General features: G+C 74.0%; 18 protein-coding genes, 1 pseudogene and 1 riboswitch. Of the genes and pseudogenes, 7 read left to right on the top strand and 12 right to left on the bottom strand.

Annotated features, from left to right (window positions below; all coding sequences use genetic code 11):
- Positions 1 to 104: pseudogene (locus tag ABT247_RS20680) on the top strand (GDP-mannose 4,6-dehydratase); the annotation flags it as partial.
- 102 nt (positions 105 to 206) lie between these two features.
- Here ABT247_RS20680 and ABT247_RS20685 read toward each other — a convergent pair.
- A complete protein-coding gene (locus ABT247_RS20685; protein ID WP_350744272.1) occupies positions 207 to 902 on the bottom strand; it encodes a hypothetical protein in 696 nt (231 codons plus the stop codon).
- 364 nt (positions 903 to 1,266) lie between these two features.
- Between ABT247_RS20685 and ABT247_RS20690 the strand changes: the two genes are divergently transcribed.
- Positions 1,267 to 3,768 (top strand): helicase-associated domain-containing protein, encoded by a 2,502-nt coding sequence (locus ABT247_RS20690; RefSeq protein ID WP_350744273.1) that lies wholly within the window; start codon positions 1,267 to 1,269, stop codon positions 3,766 to 3,768.
- Positions 3,769 to 3,882: 114 nt separating this feature from the next.
- Here ABT247_RS20690 and ABT247_RS20695 read toward each other — a convergent pair whose 3' ends face one another.
- Positions 3,883 to 4,134, bottom strand: coding sequence for a hypothetical protein (locus tag ABT247_RS20695; protein WP_350744274.1), 252 nt, complete (start codon positions 4,132 to 4,134; stop codon positions 3,883 to 3,885).
- A gap of 212 nt (positions 4,135 to 4,346) precedes the next feature.
- Here ABT247_RS20695 and ABT247_RS20700 point away from each other — a divergent pair, with 212 nt between their 5' ends.
- Positions 4,347 to 5,984: a DNA repair helicase XPB gene (locus ABT247_RS20700; RefSeq protein ID WP_350744275.1), complete on the top strand. Its 1,638-nt coding sequence runs from the start codon at positions 4,347 to 4,349 to the stop codon at positions 5,982 to 5,984.
- Between the two features lie 12 nt (positions 5,985 to 5,996).
- On the opposite strand, the gene ABT247_RS20705 is transcribed toward ABT247_RS20700, so the two are convergent.
- Positions 5,997 to 6,158: a hypothetical protein gene (locus ABT247_RS20705; RefSeq protein WP_350744276.1), complete on the bottom strand. Its 162-nt coding sequence runs from the start codon at positions 6,156 to 6,158 to the stop codon at positions 5,997 to 5,999.
- A gap of 368 nt (positions 6,159 to 6,526) precedes the next feature.
- On the opposite strand from ABT247_RS20705, the gene ABT247_RS20710 reads away from it, so the two are divergent.
- Positions 6,527 to 8,551 carry a HelD family protein gene (locus ABT247_RS20710; RefSeq protein ID WP_502892476.1) on the top strand — a complete coding sequence of 675 codons (2,025 nt, stop codon included), beginning with the start codon at positions 6,527 to 6,529 and terminating at the stop codon, positions 8,549 to 8,551.
- A 136-nt stretch (positions 8,552 to 8,687) separates the two neighbouring features.
- Here ABT247_RS20710 and ABT247_RS20715 read toward each other — a convergent pair whose 3' ends face one another.
- The 3 genes from ABT247_RS20715 to ABT247_RS20725 all read right to left on the bottom strand — a co-directional run bounded on the left by ABT247_RS20715 (position 8,688) and on the right by ABT247_RS20725 (position 10,724).
- Complete coding sequence (locus tag ABT247_RS20715; protein ID WP_350744278.1) at positions 8,688 to 9,374, bottom strand: copper homeostasis protein CutC; 687 nt, start codon at positions 9,372 to 9,374, stop codon at positions 8,688 to 8,690.
- Positions 9,375 to 9,435: 61 nt separating this feature from the next.
- The gene (locus ABT247_RS20720; RefSeq protein WP_350744279.1) at positions 9,436 to 10,368 is read right to left on the bottom strand and encodes a hypothetical protein; all 933 of its coding nucleotides are present in this window, start codon (positions 10,366 to 10,368) and stop codon (positions 9,436 to 9,438) included.
- Positions 10,365 to 10,724, bottom strand: coding sequence for a PadR family transcriptional regulator (locus ABT247_RS20725; protein WP_350744280.1), 360 nt, complete (start codon positions 10,722 to 10,724; stop codon positions 10,365 to 10,367). Before ABT247_RS20725 ends, ABT247_RS20720 begins: the two co-directional genes overlap by 4 nt.
- A gap of 64 nt (positions 10,725 to 10,788) precedes the next feature.
- On the opposite strand from ABT247_RS20725, the gene ABT247_RS20730 reads away from it, so the two are divergent.
- Positions 10,789 to 11,457 carry an HD domain-containing protein gene (locus ABT247_RS20730; protein ID WP_350744281.1) on the top strand — a complete coding sequence of 223 codons (669 nt, stop codon included), beginning with the start codon at positions 10,789 to 10,791 and terminating at the stop codon, positions 11,455 to 11,457.
- Here the strand turns inward: ABT247_RS20730 and ABT247_RS20735 are convergent.
- From ABT247_RS20735 to thrC, 5 genes are all read right to left on the bottom strand, one after another.
- Complete coding sequence (locus tag ABT247_RS20735) at positions 11,454 to 11,810, bottom strand: DUF8819 family protein (protein WP_350744282.1); 357 nt, start codon at positions 11,808 to 11,810, stop codon at positions 11,454 to 11,456. The two genes, ABT247_RS20730 and ABT247_RS20735, sit on opposite strands and share 4 nt — an antisense overlap.
- A 112-nt stretch (positions 11,811 to 11,922) precedes the next feature.
- On the bottom strand, positions 11,923 to 13,545 hold the full coding sequence (groL, locus tag ABT247_RS20740; protein WP_350744283.1) for a chaperonin GroEL: 1,623 nt from the start codon (positions 13,543 to 13,545) through the stop codon (positions 11,923 to 11,925).
- 323 nt (positions 13,546 to 13,868) lie between these two features.
- Positions 13,869 to 14,069 (bottom strand): cold-shock protein, encoded by a 201-nt coding sequence (locus ABT247_RS20745; RefSeq protein ID WP_153461112.1) that lies wholly within the window; start codon positions 14,067 to 14,069, stop codon positions 13,869 to 13,871.
- A gap of 547 nt (positions 14,070 to 14,616) precedes the next feature.
- Positions 14,617 to 14,895 carry a ubiquitin-like small modifier protein 1 gene (locus tag ABT247_RS20750; protein ID WP_350744284.1) on the bottom strand — a complete coding sequence of 93 codons (279 nt, stop codon included), beginning with the start codon at positions 14,893 to 14,895 and terminating at the stop codon, positions 14,617 to 14,619.
- Positions 14,896 to 14,921: 26 nt separating this feature from the next.
- Positions 14,922 to 16,229 (bottom strand): threonine synthase, encoded by a 1,308-nt coding sequence (thrC, locus tag ABT247_RS20755; protein WP_350744285.1) that lies wholly within the window; start codon positions 16,227 to 16,229, stop codon positions 14,922 to 14,924.
- Positions 16,230 to 16,246: 17 nt separating this feature from the next.
- Positions 16,247 to 16,382, bottom strand: a riboswitch (SAM riboswitch).
- A gap of 143 nt (positions 16,383 to 16,525) precedes the next feature.
- Here thrC and ABT247_RS20760 point away from each other — a divergent pair.
- A complete protein-coding gene (locus ABT247_RS20760; RefSeq protein ID WP_350744286.1) occupies positions 16,526 to 17,548 on the top strand; it encodes a glucosyl-3-phosphoglycerate synthase in 1,023 nt (340 codons plus the stop codon).
- Positions 17,549 to 17,586: 38 nt separating this feature from the next.
- The gene (locus ABT247_RS20765; protein WP_350744287.1) at positions 17,587 to 19,080 is read left to right on the top strand and encodes an alpha,alpha-trehalose-phosphate synthase (UDP-forming); all 1,494 of its coding nucleotides are present in this window, start codon (positions 17,587 to 17,589) and stop codon (positions 19,078 to 19,080) included.
- Here ABT247_RS20765 and otsB read toward each other — a convergent pair.
- Positions 19,067 to 19,891, bottom strand: coding sequence for a trehalose-phosphatase (gene otsB, locus ABT247_RS20770; protein WP_350744288.1), 825 nt, complete (start codon positions 19,889 to 19,891; stop codon positions 19,067 to 19,069). The genes ABT247_RS20765 and otsB overlap by 14 nt on opposite strands.
- Positions 19,892 to 20,056 lie beyond the last annotated feature (165 nt).

Raw genomic sequence — 20,056 nt, forward strand, 5'->3', positions numbered from 1 at the left:
ACACCTCCACCAGTGAGACCTACGGCACCGCGCAGACCGTGCCGATCACCGAGGACCACCCGATCAACACCCAGTCCCCGTACGCCGCCTCCAAGCCTGGTGGGTGCGGGGCCGGCCCGTGCTCAGCCCCCGGTTGCGACGCGCGGCGCGTTCAGCCCTGCCGCGGCGAGCGGGGTGCTCAGCCCCGGTTGCGGCGAGCGGCGGGCTCAGCCCTGCTGCGGCCGGCGACGGCGCAGGCCGAGCAGCAGCAGGACGACCGCCGTCAGCACCGCAGCCGTCCGCAGCACCCCCGGCGCCATCGACCAGCTGAACTCCCCCAGCGGCGAGCCCGTTCGGGCGGCCCCGCCGCTCTCCTTGGCGTGCTGCATGGTGAACAGGGTGGACGCGCTCATGGTGATCAGCGGGATCCCGAGGATCACGAACTTGCGCGTCATGTCCGAGATCTGCCGGGTCAGGTAGCCGAGCCCCCAACCCGCCAGCATCGCCGGGAAGAAGCCGGACACGGCGCCGCCGACGAGCAGCCCGCAGGAGAGCACGATCAGCGGGGACGGCCTGCGGGCGCCCTTGGCCGGGCCGGGCCCGGCGGCGGGGGCGGCCTTGGCCCCGGCCCTGGCCTTCCGCTGCTTCCCCGGCTTCGTCGCGGCCGGCTCGACCGGCGCCGCCTCCTCCTCCACCCGCTGCTCGGGGACCGGCTTCGGCGCGGGCTGCGGGGTGTCCGAGAAGTCGAGCATCGTCATCGTCCACGGGCTCGAACTCTGCACCATGGGCGGCGGGATGACCCCCGAACCGGTCTCGGGCCCGGCGACGCCCGGCAGGTCCAGCGACACGTTCGGGATGCCGCCGGACGCGGCCGGAGCCGCCGACGGGCCGTAGACGCTGTCCTCCGCCGGACCTCCGCGCACGCCCGCGCCCTCCGCGCCGTCACCCGCCGGCCCGGCCGCCCCCGGGGAACCCGACGCCGGCGCCGACCCGGAGGAACCGGGCGCCCCCGGACCAGGCACCCCCGGACCCGACGCCCCCGCCCGCTCGCTCCACGGCCCGCTCTTGCGCCACCACTCGCCGTCCGTCATCACCGACACCCCGCCTCGCCCGGCCCGCCCACTGGGAGCGCGGCCGCCCACCGAACCGCCCTCGGCCGTGACGCTACCCACCGGGCCCCGCCCGCGCGAGTCCCGCCACGAAGACCCCGGCCCGCCGCTCCCCCGCCGGAAGCACCCGCCGCCGCAGGGGGCCCGGCCGTCCGCCCGCGCGACTAACCTAGGTCGAATGACCACACAGCAGGGCCCTCGACGCCAGGGCAGGTCCGCCACCGGCCCCCGCACCCTCGCCGAGGAGCTGCGCGCCCGTCCCGACGACGCGCTGGCCGCCCTGCTCCGCTCCCGCCCCGACCTCCTGAACCCCGTCCCCGGCGACCTCACCCAGCTGTCCGCCCGGCTGTCCTCGCGGGCCTCCGCGCTGCGCGCCCTGGAGCGGCTGGACCGCTTCACCCTCCAGGTCGCCGAGGCCCTCGCCACCGCCCCCGACGGCACCGGTCTGGCCACCGTACGGACGCTGCTGACCGGCCCCGCCAAGGTCAAGCCGCACCCCGGCGCCACCCCGCTCACCCCCGCCGACCGGTCCGCCGTCGCCGCCGAGCTGCCCCGAGCGATCGCCACCCTGCGCGACCGCGCGCTGCTCTGGGGCCCGGACAACGGCCTGCGGCTGGTCCTCGCGGTGCGCGAGGCGCTCGCCCCGACCGCCGCCAACCCCGGCCGCACCGGCCTCGGCCCGACGTTCGCCGAGGCCACCGCGGGCATGTCCCCGGCCCGGCTGCAACAGCTGCTCGCCTCGGCCGGCCAGCCCCCCACCCCGGACCCGGTCACCGCCGTCGCCGCCCTGACCTCCCTGCTCAGCGACCGCGCCCGCTGCACCGCCCTGCTCGCCACCGCCCCCGAGCCCGCGCTGCGCCTGCTGGAGCGGCTGGTCTGGGGACCGCCCACCGGCACCGTCCCGGACGCCACCCGCCCCGTCACCGCCGAGGACGCGCAGAGCCCCGTCGAGTGGCTGCTCGCCCGTGGCCTGCTGCTGCCCACCAGCCCCGGCAGCGTCGTGCTGCCCCGCGAGCTGGCCCTGCACCTGCGCGGCGGCCGCACCCACCGCACCGTCGAACCCCTCCAGCCCGAGCCCGCGCCCGCCGCCGCCCCGCGCGATCCCCAGGTCGTGGACGGCGCCGCAGCCGGCCAGGCGCACACCGCGGTCAAGACCGTCGAGGAACTCCTGGACGCCTGGGGCCTCAACCCGCCGCCCACCCTGCGGGCCGGCGGCCTCGGCGTACGGGACCTCAAGCGCACCGCCCAGACCCTCGGGACCACCGAGCAGCAGGCCGCCTTCTGGCTCGAACTCGCTTACACCGCAGGCCTGCTGGCCCCCGACGGCGAGGTCGACGAGTGCTGGGCGCCGACCCCGGCGTACGACGGCTGGCTGCAACTGGACACCGCCGAACGCTGGGCCGTCCTGGCCACCGCCTGGCTCGGCGCCACCCGCGTGCCCGCCCTCACCGGCACCCCGGACGGCAAGGGCAAGCCGCGCGCCGCCCTCGGCCCCGAACTGGACCGCACCCTCGCCCCGTCCGTCCGCCGCGCCACCCTCGCCCTGCTCGCCGAACTGCCGCCCGGCACCGCCGCCACCGCCGAGGAACTGCTGCCCGCCCTGCGCTGGCAGCGCCCGCTGCGCGGCGGCCCGACCGGCCCGGACGGCCGCGAGCTGCGCGACGACCTCACCGCCTGGACCCTCGCCGAGGCGGAACTGCTCGGCATCACCGGCCGCGGCGCCCTCGCCGCGCCCGCCCGCGCCCTGCTCACCGCCGAGTCCGACCCGGCCGAGGTGCTCGCCCCGCTGCTGCCGCAGCCGCTGGACCACGTGATCCTCCAGCCGGACCTCACCGCGATCGCCCCCGGCCCGCTGCTCACCCCGCTCGCCCAGGCGCTCGCGCTGTGCGCCGACATCGAGTCCAAGGGCGGCGCCACCGTCTACCGGTTCACCCCGGCCTCCGTCCGCCGCGCCCTGGACGCCGGCCGCACCGCCGCCGACCTCCAGGCCTTCCTGGCGCAGCACAGCCGCACGCCCGTCCCGCAGCCGCTCGGCTACCTGATCGAGGACGTCGCCCGCCGGCACGGCATCCTGCGCGTCGGCGCCGCCTCCTCCTACCTGCGCTGCGACGACCCCTCGCTGCTCGGCGAGGTGCTCGCCGAGCGCCGCGCCGCCGACCTGCGGCTCCGGCTGCTCGCCCCCACCGTCCTGGCCTCCCAGGCCGCCCCGGACGTCCTGCTCGCCACCCTGCGCGCGATGGGTTACGCCCCGGCCGCCGAATCCGCGGAGGGCGACGTGCTGATCACCCGCCCGGACACCCACCGCACCCCGCCCCGGACGGCGCCCACGCCCGTCCCCGACGGCCCGCCCGCCCCGGACGACACCCTGCTCGCCGCCGCGATCAAGGCCATCCGGGCCGGTGACCGCGCCGCGACCGCCTCCCGCCGCGAGGCCGCCCCGGACCCGCGCCGGCTGCCCCGCACCGCGGCCGCCGAGACCCTGGCCGCCCTGCAGACCGCCGTCCTGCTCGGCGAGCGGATGTGGATCGGCTACCTCAACGCCGAGGGCATCGCCAGCCAGCGCATCATCGACCCGGTCAAGGTCGAAGGCGGCTTCGTCACCGCCTTCGACCACCACGCCGACGAACTGCGCACCTTCGCCCTCCACCGCATCACGGGCGTCGCCGAACTCGACGAGTGACGGCCGCCGGGGCGGCGGACGGCCAACGGCGGAACGACCAACGGCGGAACGGCCAACAGCGGGACGGCCAACGGCGGGACGGCCAACGGCGGGGGGCGGCTGACGGCCGGGGCGTCAGTGCCCCTTCGACTCCTTCATCTTCTCGGCGATCGCCTTGTCCGCCAGGCTGCCGATCTGCCCCTGGCCGACCGGCAGTCCACCCCCGGTGACGGTGTCCGCGAGCAGGAAGCCCGGCGCCGCGAGCAGGCCGCCGGGGCCCTCGCCGATGCCCGCGAGGGCGTGCGCGGAGCCGGCCGAGGCGGCGGTGGCGGCGAAGGCCGAGCCCATCAGGGCGAGGGCGGTGAGAACACGCTTCGACTTGTTCATGCCCAGCCCAACGACTGAGGGCCCCGCCGGTCACCCGGCACCCCGCAGGGCCGGGGCCGACCGCGGCCGAGCGCGACGAGACCCCCTTACGCACCCGCGCGACGAGCCCGCCCGCGCACCCCTCACGACGACCCGCCCGCGTACCCCGCGCGATGAGCGACACTGGAGGGTCTGCGTCATCCAGCCTGTCAGCCAGTGGAGGGCTCCCCCGCGTGAACGACGGACCGCTCATCGTCCAGAGCGACAAAACTCTTCTCCTGGAGATCGACCACCCCAAGGCCGCCGACTGCCGCCGCGCCATCGCGCCGTTCGCCGAACTGGAGCGCGCACCCGAGCACGTGCATACGTACCGGGTGACCCCGCTCGGGCTGTGGAACGCGCGCGCGGCCGGCCACGACGCCGAGCAGGTGGTGGACGCCCTGGTGACGTACTCCCGCTACCCGGTGCCGCACGCGCTGCTGGTGGACGTGGCGGACACCATGGGCCGGTACGGCCGGCTCCAGCTGGTCAAGCACCCGACGCACGGGCTGGTCCTGACCACCACCGACCGGCCGGTGCTGGAGGAGGTGCTGCGCTCCAAGAAGATCGTGCCGCTGGTCGGGGCCCGGGTCGACCCGGACACCGTGGTGGTGCACCCCTCCGAACGCGGCCAGATCAAGCAGGTGCTGCTCAAACTCGGCTGGCCCGCCGAGGACTTCGCCGGCTACGTGGACGGCGAGGCGCACCCGATCCACCTCGAGGAGGACGGCTGGCAGCTGCGCCCGTACCAGGCGCAGGCCGTCGAGGGCTTCTGGCACGGCGGCTCGGGCGTCGTCGTGCTGCCCTGCGGCGCCGGGAAGACGCTGGTCGGCGCCGCCGCGATGGCGCACGCCAAGTCGACCACGCTGATCCTGGTGACCAACACCGTCTCGGCCCGCCAGTGGAAGCACGAACTGGTCAAGCGCACCTCGCTCACCGAGGACGAGATCGGCGAGTACAGCGGCACCCGGAAGGAGATCCGCCCGGTCACCATCGCCACCTACCAGGTGATGACCACCAAGCGGAAGGGCGTCTACGCGCACCTGGAGCTGTTCGACGCCCGCAACTGGGGCCTGGTGGTCTACGACGAGGTCCACCTGCTGCCCGCCCCCGTGTTCAAGTTCACCGCCGACCTCCAGGCCCGCCGCCGGCTCGGCCTGACCGCCACGCTGGTGCGCGAGGACGGCCGCGAGGGCGACGTGTTCAGCCTGATCGGGCCCAAGCGCTTCGACGCCCCGTGGAAGGAGATCGAGGCCCAGGGCTACATCGCGCCCGCCGACTGCTGCGAGGTGCGGGTCACCCTGACCGACTCCGAGCGGCTGGCCTACGCCACCGCCGAGCCCGAGGAGCGCTACCGCTTCTGCGCGACCACGGCGACCAAGCGGCGGGTGGTGGAGGCGCTGGTCAAGAAGCACGAGAAGGACCAGACGCTGATCATCGGCCAGTACATCGACCAGTTGGACGAGCTCGGCGAGGTCCTGGACGCCCCCGTGATCAAGGGCGAGACCAGCAACACCCAGCGGGAGAAGCTCTTCGACGCGTTCCGCAACAAGGAGATCAGCGTCCTGGTGGTGTCCAAGGTCGCGAACTTCTCGATCGACCTGCCGGAGGCCACCGTGGCCATCCAGGTCTCCGGGACCTTCGGCTCCCGCCAGGAGGAGGCCCAGCGCCTGGGCCGCGTCCTGCGCCCCAAGGCGGACGGGCACGCGGCGCACTTCTACTCGGTGGTCGCCCGGGACACCGTGGACCAGGACTTCGCCGCCCACCGGCAGCGCTTCCTGGCCGAGCAGGGCTACGCGTACCGCATCGTCGACGCCGACGACGTGCTGTAACCGCCGGGACGCTCAGTAACGGACACCGTCGCGCCCGAGGAAGATCACCCGCGCGGCGGTGTCCAGGGCGATGCCCAGGTTGCGGACGGCCGTGCTCAGCGGGTTGCGGTGGCGGCCCTGGACGGCGGTGGCACCGGCCGGGCCCGTACGGGGGGTGCTGTTCTTTCTGCTCATGTCTTCAACGGTAGGCACCCGACCGGCCCGGGGCATCACTCCAAAGGCCGCATCCGCCGCGGCGCCGGTCGTCCTCCAGGTGTACGGCGACCCCTGAGACCTGCGGGGCTGGAACCCCGAGACCGACGGGTCTAAGATCGTCCGCCTGCCCCCTCCCGAACCGTGGTACCTGGCGGTGTTCCGCAGGCAGCCGGGGGAGGCGCCGACCGCACGGCAACCGGTCGGCCGTACCCACCGTGAGCTCCATCGATCCGCTGCGCCCGCGTCCGGGGCAGCCGGGAAGGTTCGCTGTGCCCGCCACCCCCACCACCGACCCCCTCCAGCGCGAACGCGACCACCTGGCCGCGTCCCGCGCCGCACTGCGCGCGATGCGCGAGGACGTCCAGTCGCTGGACCTGCGCGACGTGACCGGCACCTGGGTGTCCGCCGTCGTGCTCCAGAACCAGATCGAGGCCAGGATCGCCGCCCTGGCCGACCTCGCCGACACCCCGCTGTTCTTCGGCCGCCTCGACTACCTCCACCCGATCAGCGAGGAACTGAGCGGAACGGGAGGTGCCGCGCGAAGCGCGCCGAGGAAGGGTGGCGGTGGGCGACGGGCGGGAGGAGGGGAGAGCTTCTACATCGGCCGCCGCCACGTCCACGACGCCGACGGCGACCCGATGGTGATCGACTGGCGCGCACCCGTCTCCCAGCCGTTCTACCGGGCCAGCCGCACCGACCCGATGGACGTCGAGCGCCGCCGCCGCTTCGGCTACACCGGCGGCGAACTCACCGCCTACGAGGACGAGCACCTCACCGACCCGGCCGAGACGGACACCGCCTCCGCGCTGCTCGCCGCCGAGATCGAGAAGCCCCGCGTCGGCCCGATGCGCGACATCGTCGCCACCATCCAGCCCGAGCAGGACGAGATCGTCCGCGCCGACGTCACGGGCACCATCTGCGTCCAGGGGGCGCCCGGCACCGGCAAGACGGCCGTCGGCCTGCACCGCGTCGCCTACCTGCTGTACGCGCACCGCGAGCGCCTGGCCCGCACCGGCACCCTGGTGATCGGCCCGAACAACGCCTTCCTCTCCTACATCGAGCAGGTGCTCCCGGCCCTCGGCGAGCTGGACGTCGCCCAGGCCACCGTGCAGCAGCTGGTCGCCCACGTCGAGGTCCGGGGCGAGGACTCCCCGGAGGCGGCCCGGCTGAAGGGCGACGCCCGGATGGCCGAGGTGCTGCGCCGGGCGGTGCGCGCGGGGATCACCCTGCCGACCGAGCCCTGCGTGGTGGTCCGGGGCTCCCGCCGCTGGCGCGTCCCCGCGTACGAACTGGTCGAGATCATCGAGGAGTTGAAGGGCCGCGAGATCCGCTACGGCGCCGCCCGGGACGCCCTGCCACAGCGCATCGCGCATGCCGTGTTGCTGAAGATGGAGCAGTCCGGGGAGGCCCCGGACGACCGGGTGCAGGACGCGGTGGCCCGCAACAGCGCCGTCAAGGCCGTGGTCAAGGAGTGCTGGCCGGCCGTCGACCCGGCCAAGCTGGTGCTGCGGCTGCTGTCCGAGCCGGAGTTCCTCGCCGAGTGCGCCGAGGGCGTGCTCACCCCCGAGGAGCAGCGGGCCGTGCTGTGGCCCAAGCCCGGCCGCTCGGTGAGAACCGCCCGCTGGACGCCGGCCGACGCCGTCCTGGTGGACGAGGCGGCGGACCTGGTGCAGCGCACGCCCTCGCTCGGGCACGTGGTGCTGGACGAGGCCCAGGACCTCTCCCCGATGCAGTACCGCGCCGTCGGCCGCCGCTGCAGCACCGGCTCGGCGACCGTCCTCGGCGACCTCGCCCAGGGCACCACGCCCTGGGCGACGGCGAGTTGGCCGGAGGCGCTGCGCCACCTGGGCAAGCCGGACGCGCACGTCGAGGAGCTGACCAAGGGCTTCCGGGTGCCCGAGGAGGTCATCGCCTACGCGTCCCGGCTGCTCCCGGCGATCGCCCCGGGCCTGGCCCCGGCCGGCTCGGTCCGCCAGGCGCCCGGCTCCCTGGCGGTCCGGCGGGTCGACGGGCCGGAGGCGGTGGAGGCGGTCGTCGCGGCCTGCCGGGAGGCGCTGAAGAACGAGGGCTCGACCGGCCTGATCGCCGCCGACGCCAGGATCCCGCTGCTCGCCCGGGCGTTGGCGGACGCCGGGCTGGCGCACCTGACGCCCGGCACCGAGACCAGCGCCGACTCCCGGCTGACCCTCGTCCCGGCCTCGCTGGCCAAGGGTCTGGAGTACGACTACGTGGTGCTGGACGAGCCGGCCGCGGTGGTCGCCGGCGAGCCGGACGAGCGGACCGGCCTGCGCCGGCTGTACGTGGCGCTGACCCGTGCCGTCTCCGGGCTCACGGTGCTGCACACCGAGCCGCTGCCCGAGCAGCTCCGCTGAACCGCGCCCGTGGACGGCGAAGGGGCCGCGCCCGCGGAGGGCGAAAGGGCCGCGCCCGCGGAGGGCGAAAGGGCCGCGCCCGCGGAGCACGACGGGGCCGGTCCCGCGCACGGGGCCGGCCCCTTCCGACGCCCACTCAGGCGTCGATCAGCGCCCGCCACTCGGCGACCTTGGCCGCGTCCACCGGCGTCCGCCAGCCGTCGACCCGGACCGCGCCGCCGACGTGGAAGGCGTCGAAGCCCTCCGCCCGCAGTCCCGGCACGTGCTCGGCCCGCAGGCCGCCGCCGATCAGGATCCGCTGGGTGTACCCGGGCTCGCCCGCGCGGGCCAGCTCGGCCGCCAGCACCTCGCGGCCGGCGTCGACGCCGGCGGCCGCGCCGGAGGTGAGGAAGGTGTCCAGCCCGGGCAGGGCGCCGACGGCGGCGCGCAGGGCGGCCCGGTCGGCACTGTGGTCGATCGCCCGGTGGAAGGTCCAGCAGCAGCCGGCGATCGCCCCGGCGACGGCCGCGGTGGCGGCCAGGTCGACCGCGCCGTCGGCGTCGAGGAACCCGAGGACGAACTCCTCGGCCCCCTCGGCCCGCAGGGCGGCGGCCCGGGCGCACAGCTCGTCCAGGTCGCCCGGGGCGAAGCCGTCCCGGATCCGCAGCATGACGCGCAGCGGCAGGGCGACGGCGGAACGGATCCGGCCGAAGTCCTCGACGGACGGGGTGAGGCCGTCGGCGGCCATGTCGGTGACCAGTTCGAGCCGGTCGGCGCCGCCCGACTCGGCAGCCGTGGCGTCCTGGGGCGTCAGCGCGATGACTTCGAAAATTGGTCTAGACATATCGCACACCCTGCCACATCCGACCGCCCCCGGCGAGACCGCCACCCCGCCGAGCCCCGCCTCAGGCGGCCTGCCGCCCGCGCGGCCCGGCCATCCCCTTCGGGCGGCCCAGCAGCGCCAGCGCGACCGCCGCCGCCACCGTCAGCACCGCCATCGGCAGCAGCCGCCAGGCCCCGCCCTCCTGCTGCCACAGCGCCTGGAGGTTGACGCACACCGCCCACGGCAGCGCCACCAGCCCCGGCACGGCCACCAGGTACCAGCCGCGCACCGCCGACAGCGCCATCACCAGGGGCACCGCGATCATCAGCGCACGCCACTGCGGGTCCAGCTGGTGGAAGCTGGTGTAGACGTTGTCCGTGAGTGCTGCGACCGGGGTGATCACCGCCGCGGCCAGCGCCAGGCCCCGCTCCCGCCAGGTCGGCACCGGCAGGGCGTCCTTCGGCGCGGCCAGCAGCAGCAGCGCCCAGAACACGAACGGCCCGCTCCACTCGAAGACGGCGAGGAAGATCCAGAGCGGCTGGACGACCTGCGGCTCGCTCACCGCTCGCACCAGGTCCGCCACCGCCGCCAGCGCCGCCACCACGGCCAGCAGCTTCGCCGCCGTCCACCGCCCCAGCATCGCCACGACGGCGGACAGCACCGCAGCGCCGCACATCACCCAGTAGGGCAGGGAGTACAGCAGCGAAGCGCGCGACAGACCGAGGGTCAGGTAGGTCAGCAGCGCATGGCCCGCCGCCAGTCCTCCGGCGGCCCCGACCACCAGCGGGGCGGCCAGCGCCGCCAGCCGGCCGCCCCCGGAGGAGGAGGTCAGCCCGGTCCGCATCCGCAGCCCGTAGGCGCCCAGGTCGAACAGCTCCCGGACCTTGGCCACCGGTCCGGCCCCCGCCGTGGTGTCGGCGAAGACGTCGGCCAGCTCCTCGCCCCGCTCGCGCCGGTAGCGGACGGGGTAGAGCGCCAGTGCGGTCCGGACGGCGACGGTCCCGTTCATGCTCATGCGAAGGCCCCCCTGACCCTCGGAGTGACGGCGGTGACCGAGACGGACAGCCGCCGCTCGGCCTCGGTGGCCACGGCCCGCAGCCGCTCCGCCTCGGCGGCCAGCGCGCCCCGACCGGTATCGGTCAGCGCGTAGGTGCGACGGGCGCGGCCGTCCACGACCTCCTCGGCGGCGACCTCGATCAGGCCCTGGCCGAGCAGCCGGTCGAGCGCCCCGTAGAGCGTGCCGGTGCGCATCTTGACCCGGCCGTCCGAGATCGCGGAGATCTCCTGGATGAGCGCGTAGCCGTGCCTCGGGGCGTCGGCCAGCGCGGTGAGCAGAAGCAGCGTGGGCTCCTGCATGGAGCGTTCTGTCATGCGTCTACATATATCGCTGACCGGCACATCCCGTCCACCGGAACCAGCCGACACAATGGGCCGCATGCCCACCGCGACCGAGGACCTGCTCACCGCCTGGACCGCCCTGCTGCACCGCTGCGGCGCCGCCGACGACCCCGAACCGTACGGCCGCGAGCTGCTGCGCCGCTGGTCGGAGCCGCAGCGGCGCTACCACACCCCCGAGCACCTGCGCGCCGTCCTGCGGCACGTCGACGAGCTCGCCGGGCACGCCGCCGACCCGGACACCGTCCGGCTCGCCGCCTGGTTCCACGACGCCGTCTACCGGCCGGACCGCACCGAGAACGAGGAGCGCAGTGCCGCCCTGGCCGTCCGCGCGCTGACCGCCGTCGGCCTGCCCCCCGAGCGGGTCGCCGAGGTCGAGCGGCTCGTCCTGCTCACCGTCACCCACGACCCCGCCCCGGGCGACCGCGACGGCGAGGTGCTCTGCGACGCGGACCTCGCCGTCCTCGGCGGCTCCCCCGAGGCGTACGCGGCCTACGCGGCCGCCGTCCGCCAGGAGTACGGCTTCGTCCCGGAGCCGGACTTCCGCGCCGGCCGGGCCGCCGTCCTGCGCGCCCTCCTGGCGCTCCCGGCGCTCTACCGCACCCCCGCCGCCGCCGAACGCCTCACCGCGGCCGCCCGCGCCAACCTCACCGCCGAGCTGGCGGACCTCGGCGGCGGCCGGGCCGGACCGGGGCCGGTCCGGCCCTAAACGAGCTCCCCCACCGGCGCCACCACCACGCCCCGCTTGCCGCACACCCAGTGCGGCTCCGGCCCCAGCTCCGGCTCCACGCCCAGCGCGTGCGGGTCCCCGTCGGCCGCGCAGTCGGCGCACAGCGGCCACCGCCCGTAGGCCTCCAGCAGGGCGTCCTGGACGTCCTGGGCGATCAGCCCGAGGACGTACTCGGTGCCGTCCGGCCACTGCTCCAGCCACCAGCGGCGGTGGGTGACGGCGTCCTCCACCAGCGAGACGACGGCGGCGTCCGCCACGTCCCGCGCGGTGAGGTCGGCCAGGATCAGTGCCCGCGCGTTGTGCAGGGCGGTCTCGATGTCGTCGGAAGCCATCCGTCCATCCTCTCCCGCCGGCGCCCGAACGCGGAAACGCCGCGTGGGCGGCCCCCCTGAGGGAGCCGCCCACGCGGACGGGAGTCAACCGATCCGATCGGAGCGATCAGGATCAGAAGTCCATGTCACCGCCCGGCATGCCGCCGCCGGCGGCCGCAGCGGCCTTCTCCGGCTTGTCGGCGATGACGGCCTCGGTGGTGAGGAACAGCGCCGCGATGGAGGCGGCGTTCTGCAGCGCGGAGCGGGTGACCTTGGCCGGGTCGATGATGCCCTCGGCGACCAGGTCGACGTACTCGTTGGTGGCGGCGTTCAGGCCGTGACCGGCGGGGAGGTTGCGCACCTTCTCCACCACGACGCCGCCCTCGAGGCCGGCGTTGGTCGCGATCTGCTTGATCGGGGCCTCCAGCGCGACCTTGACGATGTTGGCACCGGTGGCCTCGTCGCCCTCCAGCTCCAGCTTCTCGAAGGCGACACCGGCCTGCAGCAGGGCGACGCCACCACCGGCGACGATGCCCTCCTCGACGGCGGCCTTCGCGTTGCGGACGGCGTCCTCGATGCGGTGCTTGCGCTCCTTGAGCTCCACCTCGGTGGCCGCGCCGGCCTTGATGACGGCCACGCCGCCGGCCAGCTTGGCGAGGCGCTCCTGGAGCTTCTCGCGGTCGTAGTCCGAGTCGCTGTTCTCGATCTCGGCGCGGATCTGGTTCACGCGACCGGCGACCTGCTCGCTGTCGCCGCCACCGTCGACGATGGTCGTCTCGTCCTTGGTGATGACCACCTTGCGGGCGGTGCCCAGCAGGTCGAGACCGGCGTTCTCCAGCTTGAGGCCGACCTCCTCGGAGATCACGGTGCCGCCGGTGAGGATGGCGATGTCGCCGAGCATGGCCTTGCGGCGGTCGCCGAAGCCCGGGGCCTTGACGGCGACGGACTTGAAGGTGCCGCGGATCTTGTTCACGACCAGGGTCGACAGGGCCTCGCCCTCGACGTCCTCGGCGATGATGACGAGCGGCTTGCCGCTCTGCATGACCTTCTCCAGCAGCGGGAGCAGGTCCTTGACCGAACCGATCTTGGAGTTGGCGATGAGGATGTACGGGTCCTCGAAGGTCGCCTCCATGCGCTCCAGGTCGGTGGCGAAGTAGGCGGAGATGTAGCCCTTGTCGAAGCGCATGCCCTCGGTGAGCTCGAGCTCCAGGCCGAAGGTGTTGCTCTCCTCGACGGTGATGACGCCTTCCTTGCCGACCTTGTCCATGGCCTCGGCGATCAGCTCGCCGATCTGGGTGTCGGCGGCGGAGATGGAGGCGGTGGAGGCGATCTGCTCCTTGGTCTCCACGTCCTTGGCCTGGGCCAGCAGCTGGTCCGAGACGGCGGCGACGGCCTTCTCGATGCCGCGCTTCAGAGCCATCGGGTTGGCGCCGGCGGCGACGTTGCGCAGACCCTCGCGAACCAGGGCCTGGGCGAGCACGGTGGCGGTGGTGGTGCCGTCACCCGCGACGTCGTCCGTCTTCTTGGCGACCTCCTTGACGAGCTCCGCACCGATCTTCTCGTACGGGTCCTCGAGCTCGATCTCCTTGGCGATGGAGACACCGTCGTTGGTGATCGTGGGGGCGCCCCACTTCTTCTCCAGAACGACGTTGCGACCCTTGGGGCCGAGCGTGACCTTCACTGCGTCGGCGAGCTGGTTCATGCCACGCTCAAGGCCGCGGCGAGCTTCCTCATCAAAGGCGATGATCTTGGCCATCTGAAGTGGTCCTCCGGGACACGGTCGACTGCTCGGACCAAGGGGTGCCCGCGACGGACGGCCCTGGTGTGCGGGGGTCCATTCCCCTACCGCTCCCGGGGGCCTCACCGACCCGGTCCGCTGTCACTCTCACGCTGTGAGTGCTAACGCCAATGATTAGCACTCCAGGTGGTCGAGTGCAAGCCCAATCGGCGACCCGCGAGCCGCCGCGGGAGCCGCCGGGAAACGCGAACGGGCCCGTACGACGCACGTCGTACGGGCCCGCCGAGAAGCGAGGGTTCCACCAGCAGTGGGCCGCGCCGAGCTCCTGGAGCGGAAGGGGGTCAGACCGCGCGGACCATGTCCGCCTGCGGGCCCTTCTGTCCCTGGGAGATCTCGAACTCGACCCGCTGGCCCTCCTCGAGGGTGCGGTAGCCGTCCATCTGGATCGCGCTGTAGTGGACGAAGACGTCCGCACCACCGTCGACCGCGATGAAGCCGTAGCCCTTCTCCGCGTTGAACCACTTGACGGTGCCCTGAGCCATTCCGAACTCCCCTAGTGCTGTGCTGGCCCTTCACGCGCCCGCAGGTCGCGGGCCCGGGTCTGGTTGGAGGCCGGCCCGGGGAACCCCCCCTGGGCGCAGCCGTGCACGCCGCAATCCCCGCGCGGAACGCCGAACGGCTTCCGGTGAGCGGGCGATTGCGTCGACCGCGGCTGAATGTATCCGGATCGACGCCCTCTGCAACAGGGCCAGCCGCCGGGAATTCACGGGACCCGTCAAGAGACAAGGCCGAACAAACCGGGAGGAAATCGGCATTTCACGCCGGACATAGCGGACGAATTACCCAAATCCGTGCAGGAATTCTGACATCTGCCTGACATGTTTCACGGCCGGGGGCACGAGCCGGTCTCAACGTCCGGACGGCCTCGGGCCGAGCGGCGTGCGAGCCGAAAGGGGAGCCTTGTTCCCAGCCGAGCCACACTCTACTCCCACCCGACCCGGAATATTCCCGCCGAAATACCGACGGCCGCCCGCACCGACGGAGAGCCGAATTCCGTGGTGCGGGCGGCCGGAGAAGCGGACGCGGGGCTCAGCAGCCGCCGGCCACCGCCGGAATGATCGAGATGCCGGCGCCGTCCTTGATCTCGGTCTCCAGGCCGTCCGCGAAGCGGACGTCGTCGTCGTTCACGTACACGTTGACGAATCGGCGCAGCTTTCCGGTGTCGTCCAGGATGCGGGCGGAGATGCCCGCGTGGTTCTTCTCCAGGTCCGCGATGACCTCGGCCAGGGTGGCCCCCTCGGCGGTCACCTCGGCCGCGCCGCCGGTGTAGGTGCGCAGGATGGTGGGGATGCGGACGTTGGCGCTCATGGCTCTCCTAGCGGGGTGGGGTCGGGTCAGGCGGACGCGAGACCGGCGGAGCGGAAGGACTCCAGCGTCGGGCGGATCACGGCGGTCATCCCGGCGTCGGAGACGGCGTCCAGCGTCTTCAGGCCGTCGCCGGTGTTGATCGCGACGGTCTCCTTGGCCGGGTCCAGCTGACCGGTCTCGACCAGCTTCTTCAGCACGCCGACGGTCACCCCGCCCGCGGTCTCGGCGAAGATGCCCTCGGTCCTGGCCAGCAGCCGGATCGCCGCCACGACCTCCGCGTCGGTGACGTCCTCGACCGCGCCGCCGGTGCGGCGGGCGATGTCCAGCACGTACGGGCCGTCCGCCGGGTTGCCGATCGCCAGCGACTTGGCGATGGTGTCCGGCTTCACCGGCTTGATCACGTCCCGGCCCGCCTTGAACGCGGCGGACACCGGCGAGCAGCCCTCGGCCTGGGCCCCGAAGATCCGGTACGGCCGGTCCTCCACCAGGCCGAGCCTGATCAGCTCCTGCAGCCCCTTGTCGATCTTCGTCAGCTGCGAACCGGAGGCGATCGGGATGACGATCTGCTCCGGCAGCCGCCAGCCGAGCTGCTCGCAGATCTCGTACGCCAGCGTCTTGGAACCCTCGCCGTAGTACGGGCGCAGGTTGACGTTCACGAAGCCCCAGCCCTCGCCGGCCGGGTCCCCGATCAGCTCGGAGCAGAAGCGGTTCACGTCGTCGTAGGTGCCCTCGATGCCGACCAGCTCGCCGCCGTACACCCCGGCCATCACGACCTTGCCCTGCTCCAGGTCGTGCGGGATGAACACGCAGGAGCGGAACCCGGCCCGGGCCGCCGCCGCGCCCACCGCACCGGCCAGGTTGCCGGTCGAGGAGCAGGACAGCGTGGTGTAGCCGAACGCCCGCGCCGCCTCGATGGCGCAGGCCACCACCCGGTCCTTGAACGAGTGGGTGGGGTTCCCGGAGTCGTCCTTGACGTGCAGCGGCGCGGTGAACCCGAGCTCCCGCCCCAGGTTGTCCGCCTTCACCAGCGGGGTCCACCCAGGGTTCAGGTTCGGCTTGGAGGCCACGTCGGCCGGCACCGGCAGCAGCGGCGCGTACCGCCAGATCGACGCCGGACCGGCCTCGATCCGCTTGCGCAGCTCCTCGGCGCGCTCGTCGCCGAACTCGTAGGCGATCTCCAGCGGCCCGAAGCACTCCGCGCAGGCGAAGCTCGGACCGAGCGGGCACCGGGCGCCGCACTCCCGACAGGACAGGGCGGCGGCGGGGCCGAGGTCGACGGTGGGGGATCCCGCCGGCCGGGCGCCGGGGGAGGGTGCGACGGTGTCGATAGCCATGATGGCGGAGGCCTCTCTCCTCATCTTCCCCGTGACGCGGTCGCGCCACAGGCCGGAATTGGCACCTGTCCCGCCGGGGCCTGTGAACGACAGCCGAGCGAGAAGGTTGCCGGGACGTCAACGGGCCGTTCCCTCAGTCCCTCTGGATGAGCTTGTGAAGTTGTGGTTCAGCGGCGACCCCGGCGTGCGGAGGTCCGGCAGCTGTACGAAGACTGTATCCGAAGGCGTCGATCCCGAACGGGACCGTCCGCCACGCGAGATGGCCCGTCCAAACCGCCCCCTCGAGGAGACCGACCGTGCCCGCCGAACCGACCCCCGCACTCCTCCCGCAGGCGGCGTCCTGGCTGCGCCGCCGCTCGTGGAGCGCGGCCGACCGGCCGGTGCACACCCTGCTGGAGGCCAAGCGGCGCACCGGGCAGACCGTCAGCGTGGTCCTGCCCGCCCTCGACGAGGAGGCCACCGTCGGCGACATCGTCCGCACCGTCCGCCGCGAACTGATGGACCGCCTCCCCCTGGTCGACGAACTGGTCGTCCTCGACTCCGGCTCCACCGACGCCACCGCCGCCACCGCCGCCGCGGCCGGCGCCCGGGTGGAACACCGGGACGCCATCCTGCCCCGGCTGCCCGCCGTCCCCGGCAAGGGCGAGGTGCTCTGGCGCTCGCTGCTGGTCACCCACGGCGACATCGTCTGCTTCGTCGACGCCGACCTGCGCGAGTTCGACCCGGCCCTGGTCTACGGCACCGTCGGGCCCCTGCTGACCGACGGGAACATCCAGCTGGTCAAGGCGATGTACGACCGCCCCTTCGAGGTCACCGGCGCGGCCGCGGGCGACCCCGACGCGGTCGTCCCGACCGGCGGCGGCCGGGTCACCGAACTCGTCGCCCGCCCCCTGCTCAACCTCCACTGGCCGGAACTCGCCGGTTTCGTCCAGCCGCTCGGCGGCGAGTACGCGGCCCGCCGCTCGCTGCTGGAACGGCTCCCCTTCCCCACCGGCTACGGCGTCGAACTCGGCCTCCTCGTCGACGCCCTGGAACTGGCCGGGCTGGACGCCCTGGCCCAGGTCGACGTCGGCGTCCGCCACCACCGCCACCAGGACGGCCAGGCCCTCGGCCGGATGGCCGCCACCATCTACCGCACCGCCCTGGAACGCCTCGACCGCACCCACCGCCTCAAGGCCTCGGCCGACTTGGTCCACCCCCACCTCACCCAGTTCACCCGCGACCCGGAGACCCGCGCCTTCATCGCGCACACCCACCCCGTCACCGCCCTCGAGCGCCCCCCGATGCACACCGTCACCGAATACGCCACCCGCCACTGAGGGGTTTGCCACCCCGGACCCCCGGCAACATCCCAACCATGGGCGATCTCACGACCGAACGTTCGAGTGCCACCGGCACCGCTCCCGTCCTGGTGGCATCCAACCGGGGGCCGGTGTCGTTCAGTACCGCCGACGACGGCACCCTGACGCTGCGCCGGGGCGGCGGGGGCCTGGTCTCCGGCCTGTCCGCGATCGACGACCCCGACGCCGTCTGGGTCTGTGCGGCCCTCAACGACGCCGACCGCCGAGCCGCGGCCGGCGCCCCCGACGGCCGTCTCGACCGCGCCGGCCACGACGTCGGCGGCCAGGCCGTACGGATGCTGGACATAGACCCGCAGACCTTCGCCCACGCCTACAACGGCATCGCCAACTCCACGCTCTGGTTCGTCCACCACCTGCTGTACGCGACCCCGACCGCGCCCTCCTTCGACACCGACTTCCGCACCGAGTGGGCCGCCTACCAGGCCTACAACACCGCCTTCGCCGAGGCCCTGGCCGCCGAGGCCGCCCCGGGCGCCGCGGTCCTCGTCCAGGACTACCACCTCTCGCTCGTCCCGGGCCTGCTCCGCGAGCTCCGCCCCGACCTGCGGATCGGCCACTTCTCCCACACCCCGTGGGCCCCGCCGGAGTACTACCGGCTGCTGCCCGACGACGTCGCCCGCGCCGTCCTCACCGGCATCCTCGGCGCCGACCGGGCCGGCTTCCTCACCGAACGCTGGGCGCGCGCCTTCGCCGCCTGCTGCGAGGACCTCCTCGGCGCCACCGTCGACCCCGGGGCGCTCACCGTCACCCTCCCCCAGCCTTCGGCCGGGGGGACCCCCAGCGGCCGCACCACCCGCCTGGGCGTGCACGCCCTCGGCGCCGACGCCGACTTCCTCCGCGAGCGCTCCCACCGCCCCGACGTGGACGAGCGCCTCGCCGCCCTGCGCGCCGCCGTCGGCGACCGCCGCACCATCGTCCGGGTCGACCGCACCGAACTCAGCAAGAACATCGTCCGCGGCCTCCAGGCCTACCGGCACCTGCTGCGCACCCGCCCCGAGTGGCACGACCGGGTGGTGCACATCGCCTTCGCGTACCCCTCCCGCACCGACCTCGCCGAGTACCGCAGCTACACGGCCGCCGTCCAGGAGCTCGCCGAGGCCATCAACGCCGAGTTCGCCACCCCCACCTGGCAGCCGCTGATGCTGCACGTCGACGACGACTTCCCGCGCTCCCTCGCCGCCTACCGGCTGGCCGACGTCGCGCTGGTCAACCCCATCCGCGACGGCATGAACCTGGTCGCCAAGGAGGTCCCGGTCGTCTCCGACAACGGCTGCGCCCTCGTGCTGTCCCGCGAGGCCGGCGCCCACGCCGAACTCCGGGAGGACGCCCTCGTCGTCAACCCGTACGACGTGGTCGCCACCGCGGAGGCCCTGCACGCCGGCCTCACCATGAGCCCGGACGAGCGCGCCGACCGCACCAAGCGCCTCGCCGCGGCGGCCACCGCGCTCCCCCCGCAGCAGTGGTTCCTGGACCAGCTCAACGCCCTCTGAGCGACTCCCCCAGAGCCGCCAGCAGCTCCACCACACCCTCGGGGCCGTCGACCACCACGTCCGCCCGGTCGGCGAGCTCGCGCACCGGAGCGTCCCCCACCGCTCCGGCGCACACCAGCAGCCCAGCCGTCCCCTGCCCGCGCAGCTTCTCGACCGCCGAGAAGGCCGCCACGTCCCCCAGGTCGTCGCCCGCGTACAGCACCGCCCGCGCCCCGCGTTCCTGGAGGAACGCGGTCAGCGCGGCACCCTTGTCGACCCCCGGCGGCCGCAGCTCCAACACCAGCCGGCCGGGCTCCACCACCAGCCCGTACTCGGCGGCCAACTCCCCGACCGGCGCGCGCAGCAGCTCCAGCGCCTCCTCCGGCGCCGCCGTGCGCCGGGTGTGCACGGCCACCGAGCGCCCCTTGTCCTCCACCCAGGTGCCCTCGGGCGCCCCCACCCGCTCCAAGGTCCCGGGCAGCGCCGCCCGCACCCCCGCGACCCCGGGGTGCACCTCCGGCGCCGTCACCACGCCGTCCTCCCACCGCTCGGCGCCGTAGTGCCCCAGCACCACCAGGCCCGGCACCGCGTCGAACCCCCCGTACTCCGCCGCCACCCCGGCCGGCCGACCCGTCACCACCACGAGGCCCCCCACCACGGGCGCCAGCCCCCGCAGCGCCCCCACCACCCCGGGATGCGCCCTGGCCCGCGCGGGATCCGCCACGATCGGCGCCAAGGTCCCGTCGAAGTCCAACGCGACCACCGCCTCCAGCGGCGTCCCCAGAATCACCCGCAGCCCGTCCCGCCCGGCCTCGGTCGCCGGCACAACCATCTCTTCAAGACCCATACCGACCCCCATACCCGCTACCCCCCACCACAAGCCGCAGGCGCGCGGGCCGGTGCCGGATCGCCGAGGCCGTGGGCCAGTTCTCCGACACCCTGCTGGTGGAGATCGAGGTCGACCGCGGCAAGCCCTTCGCGGCCCGCGCCCAGGCGC

The organism is Kitasatospora sp. NPDC001539 (assembly GCF_040298565.1).
Taxonomy (GTDB): Bacteria; Actinomycetota; Actinomycetes; order Streptomycetales; family Streptomycetaceae; genus Kitasatospora.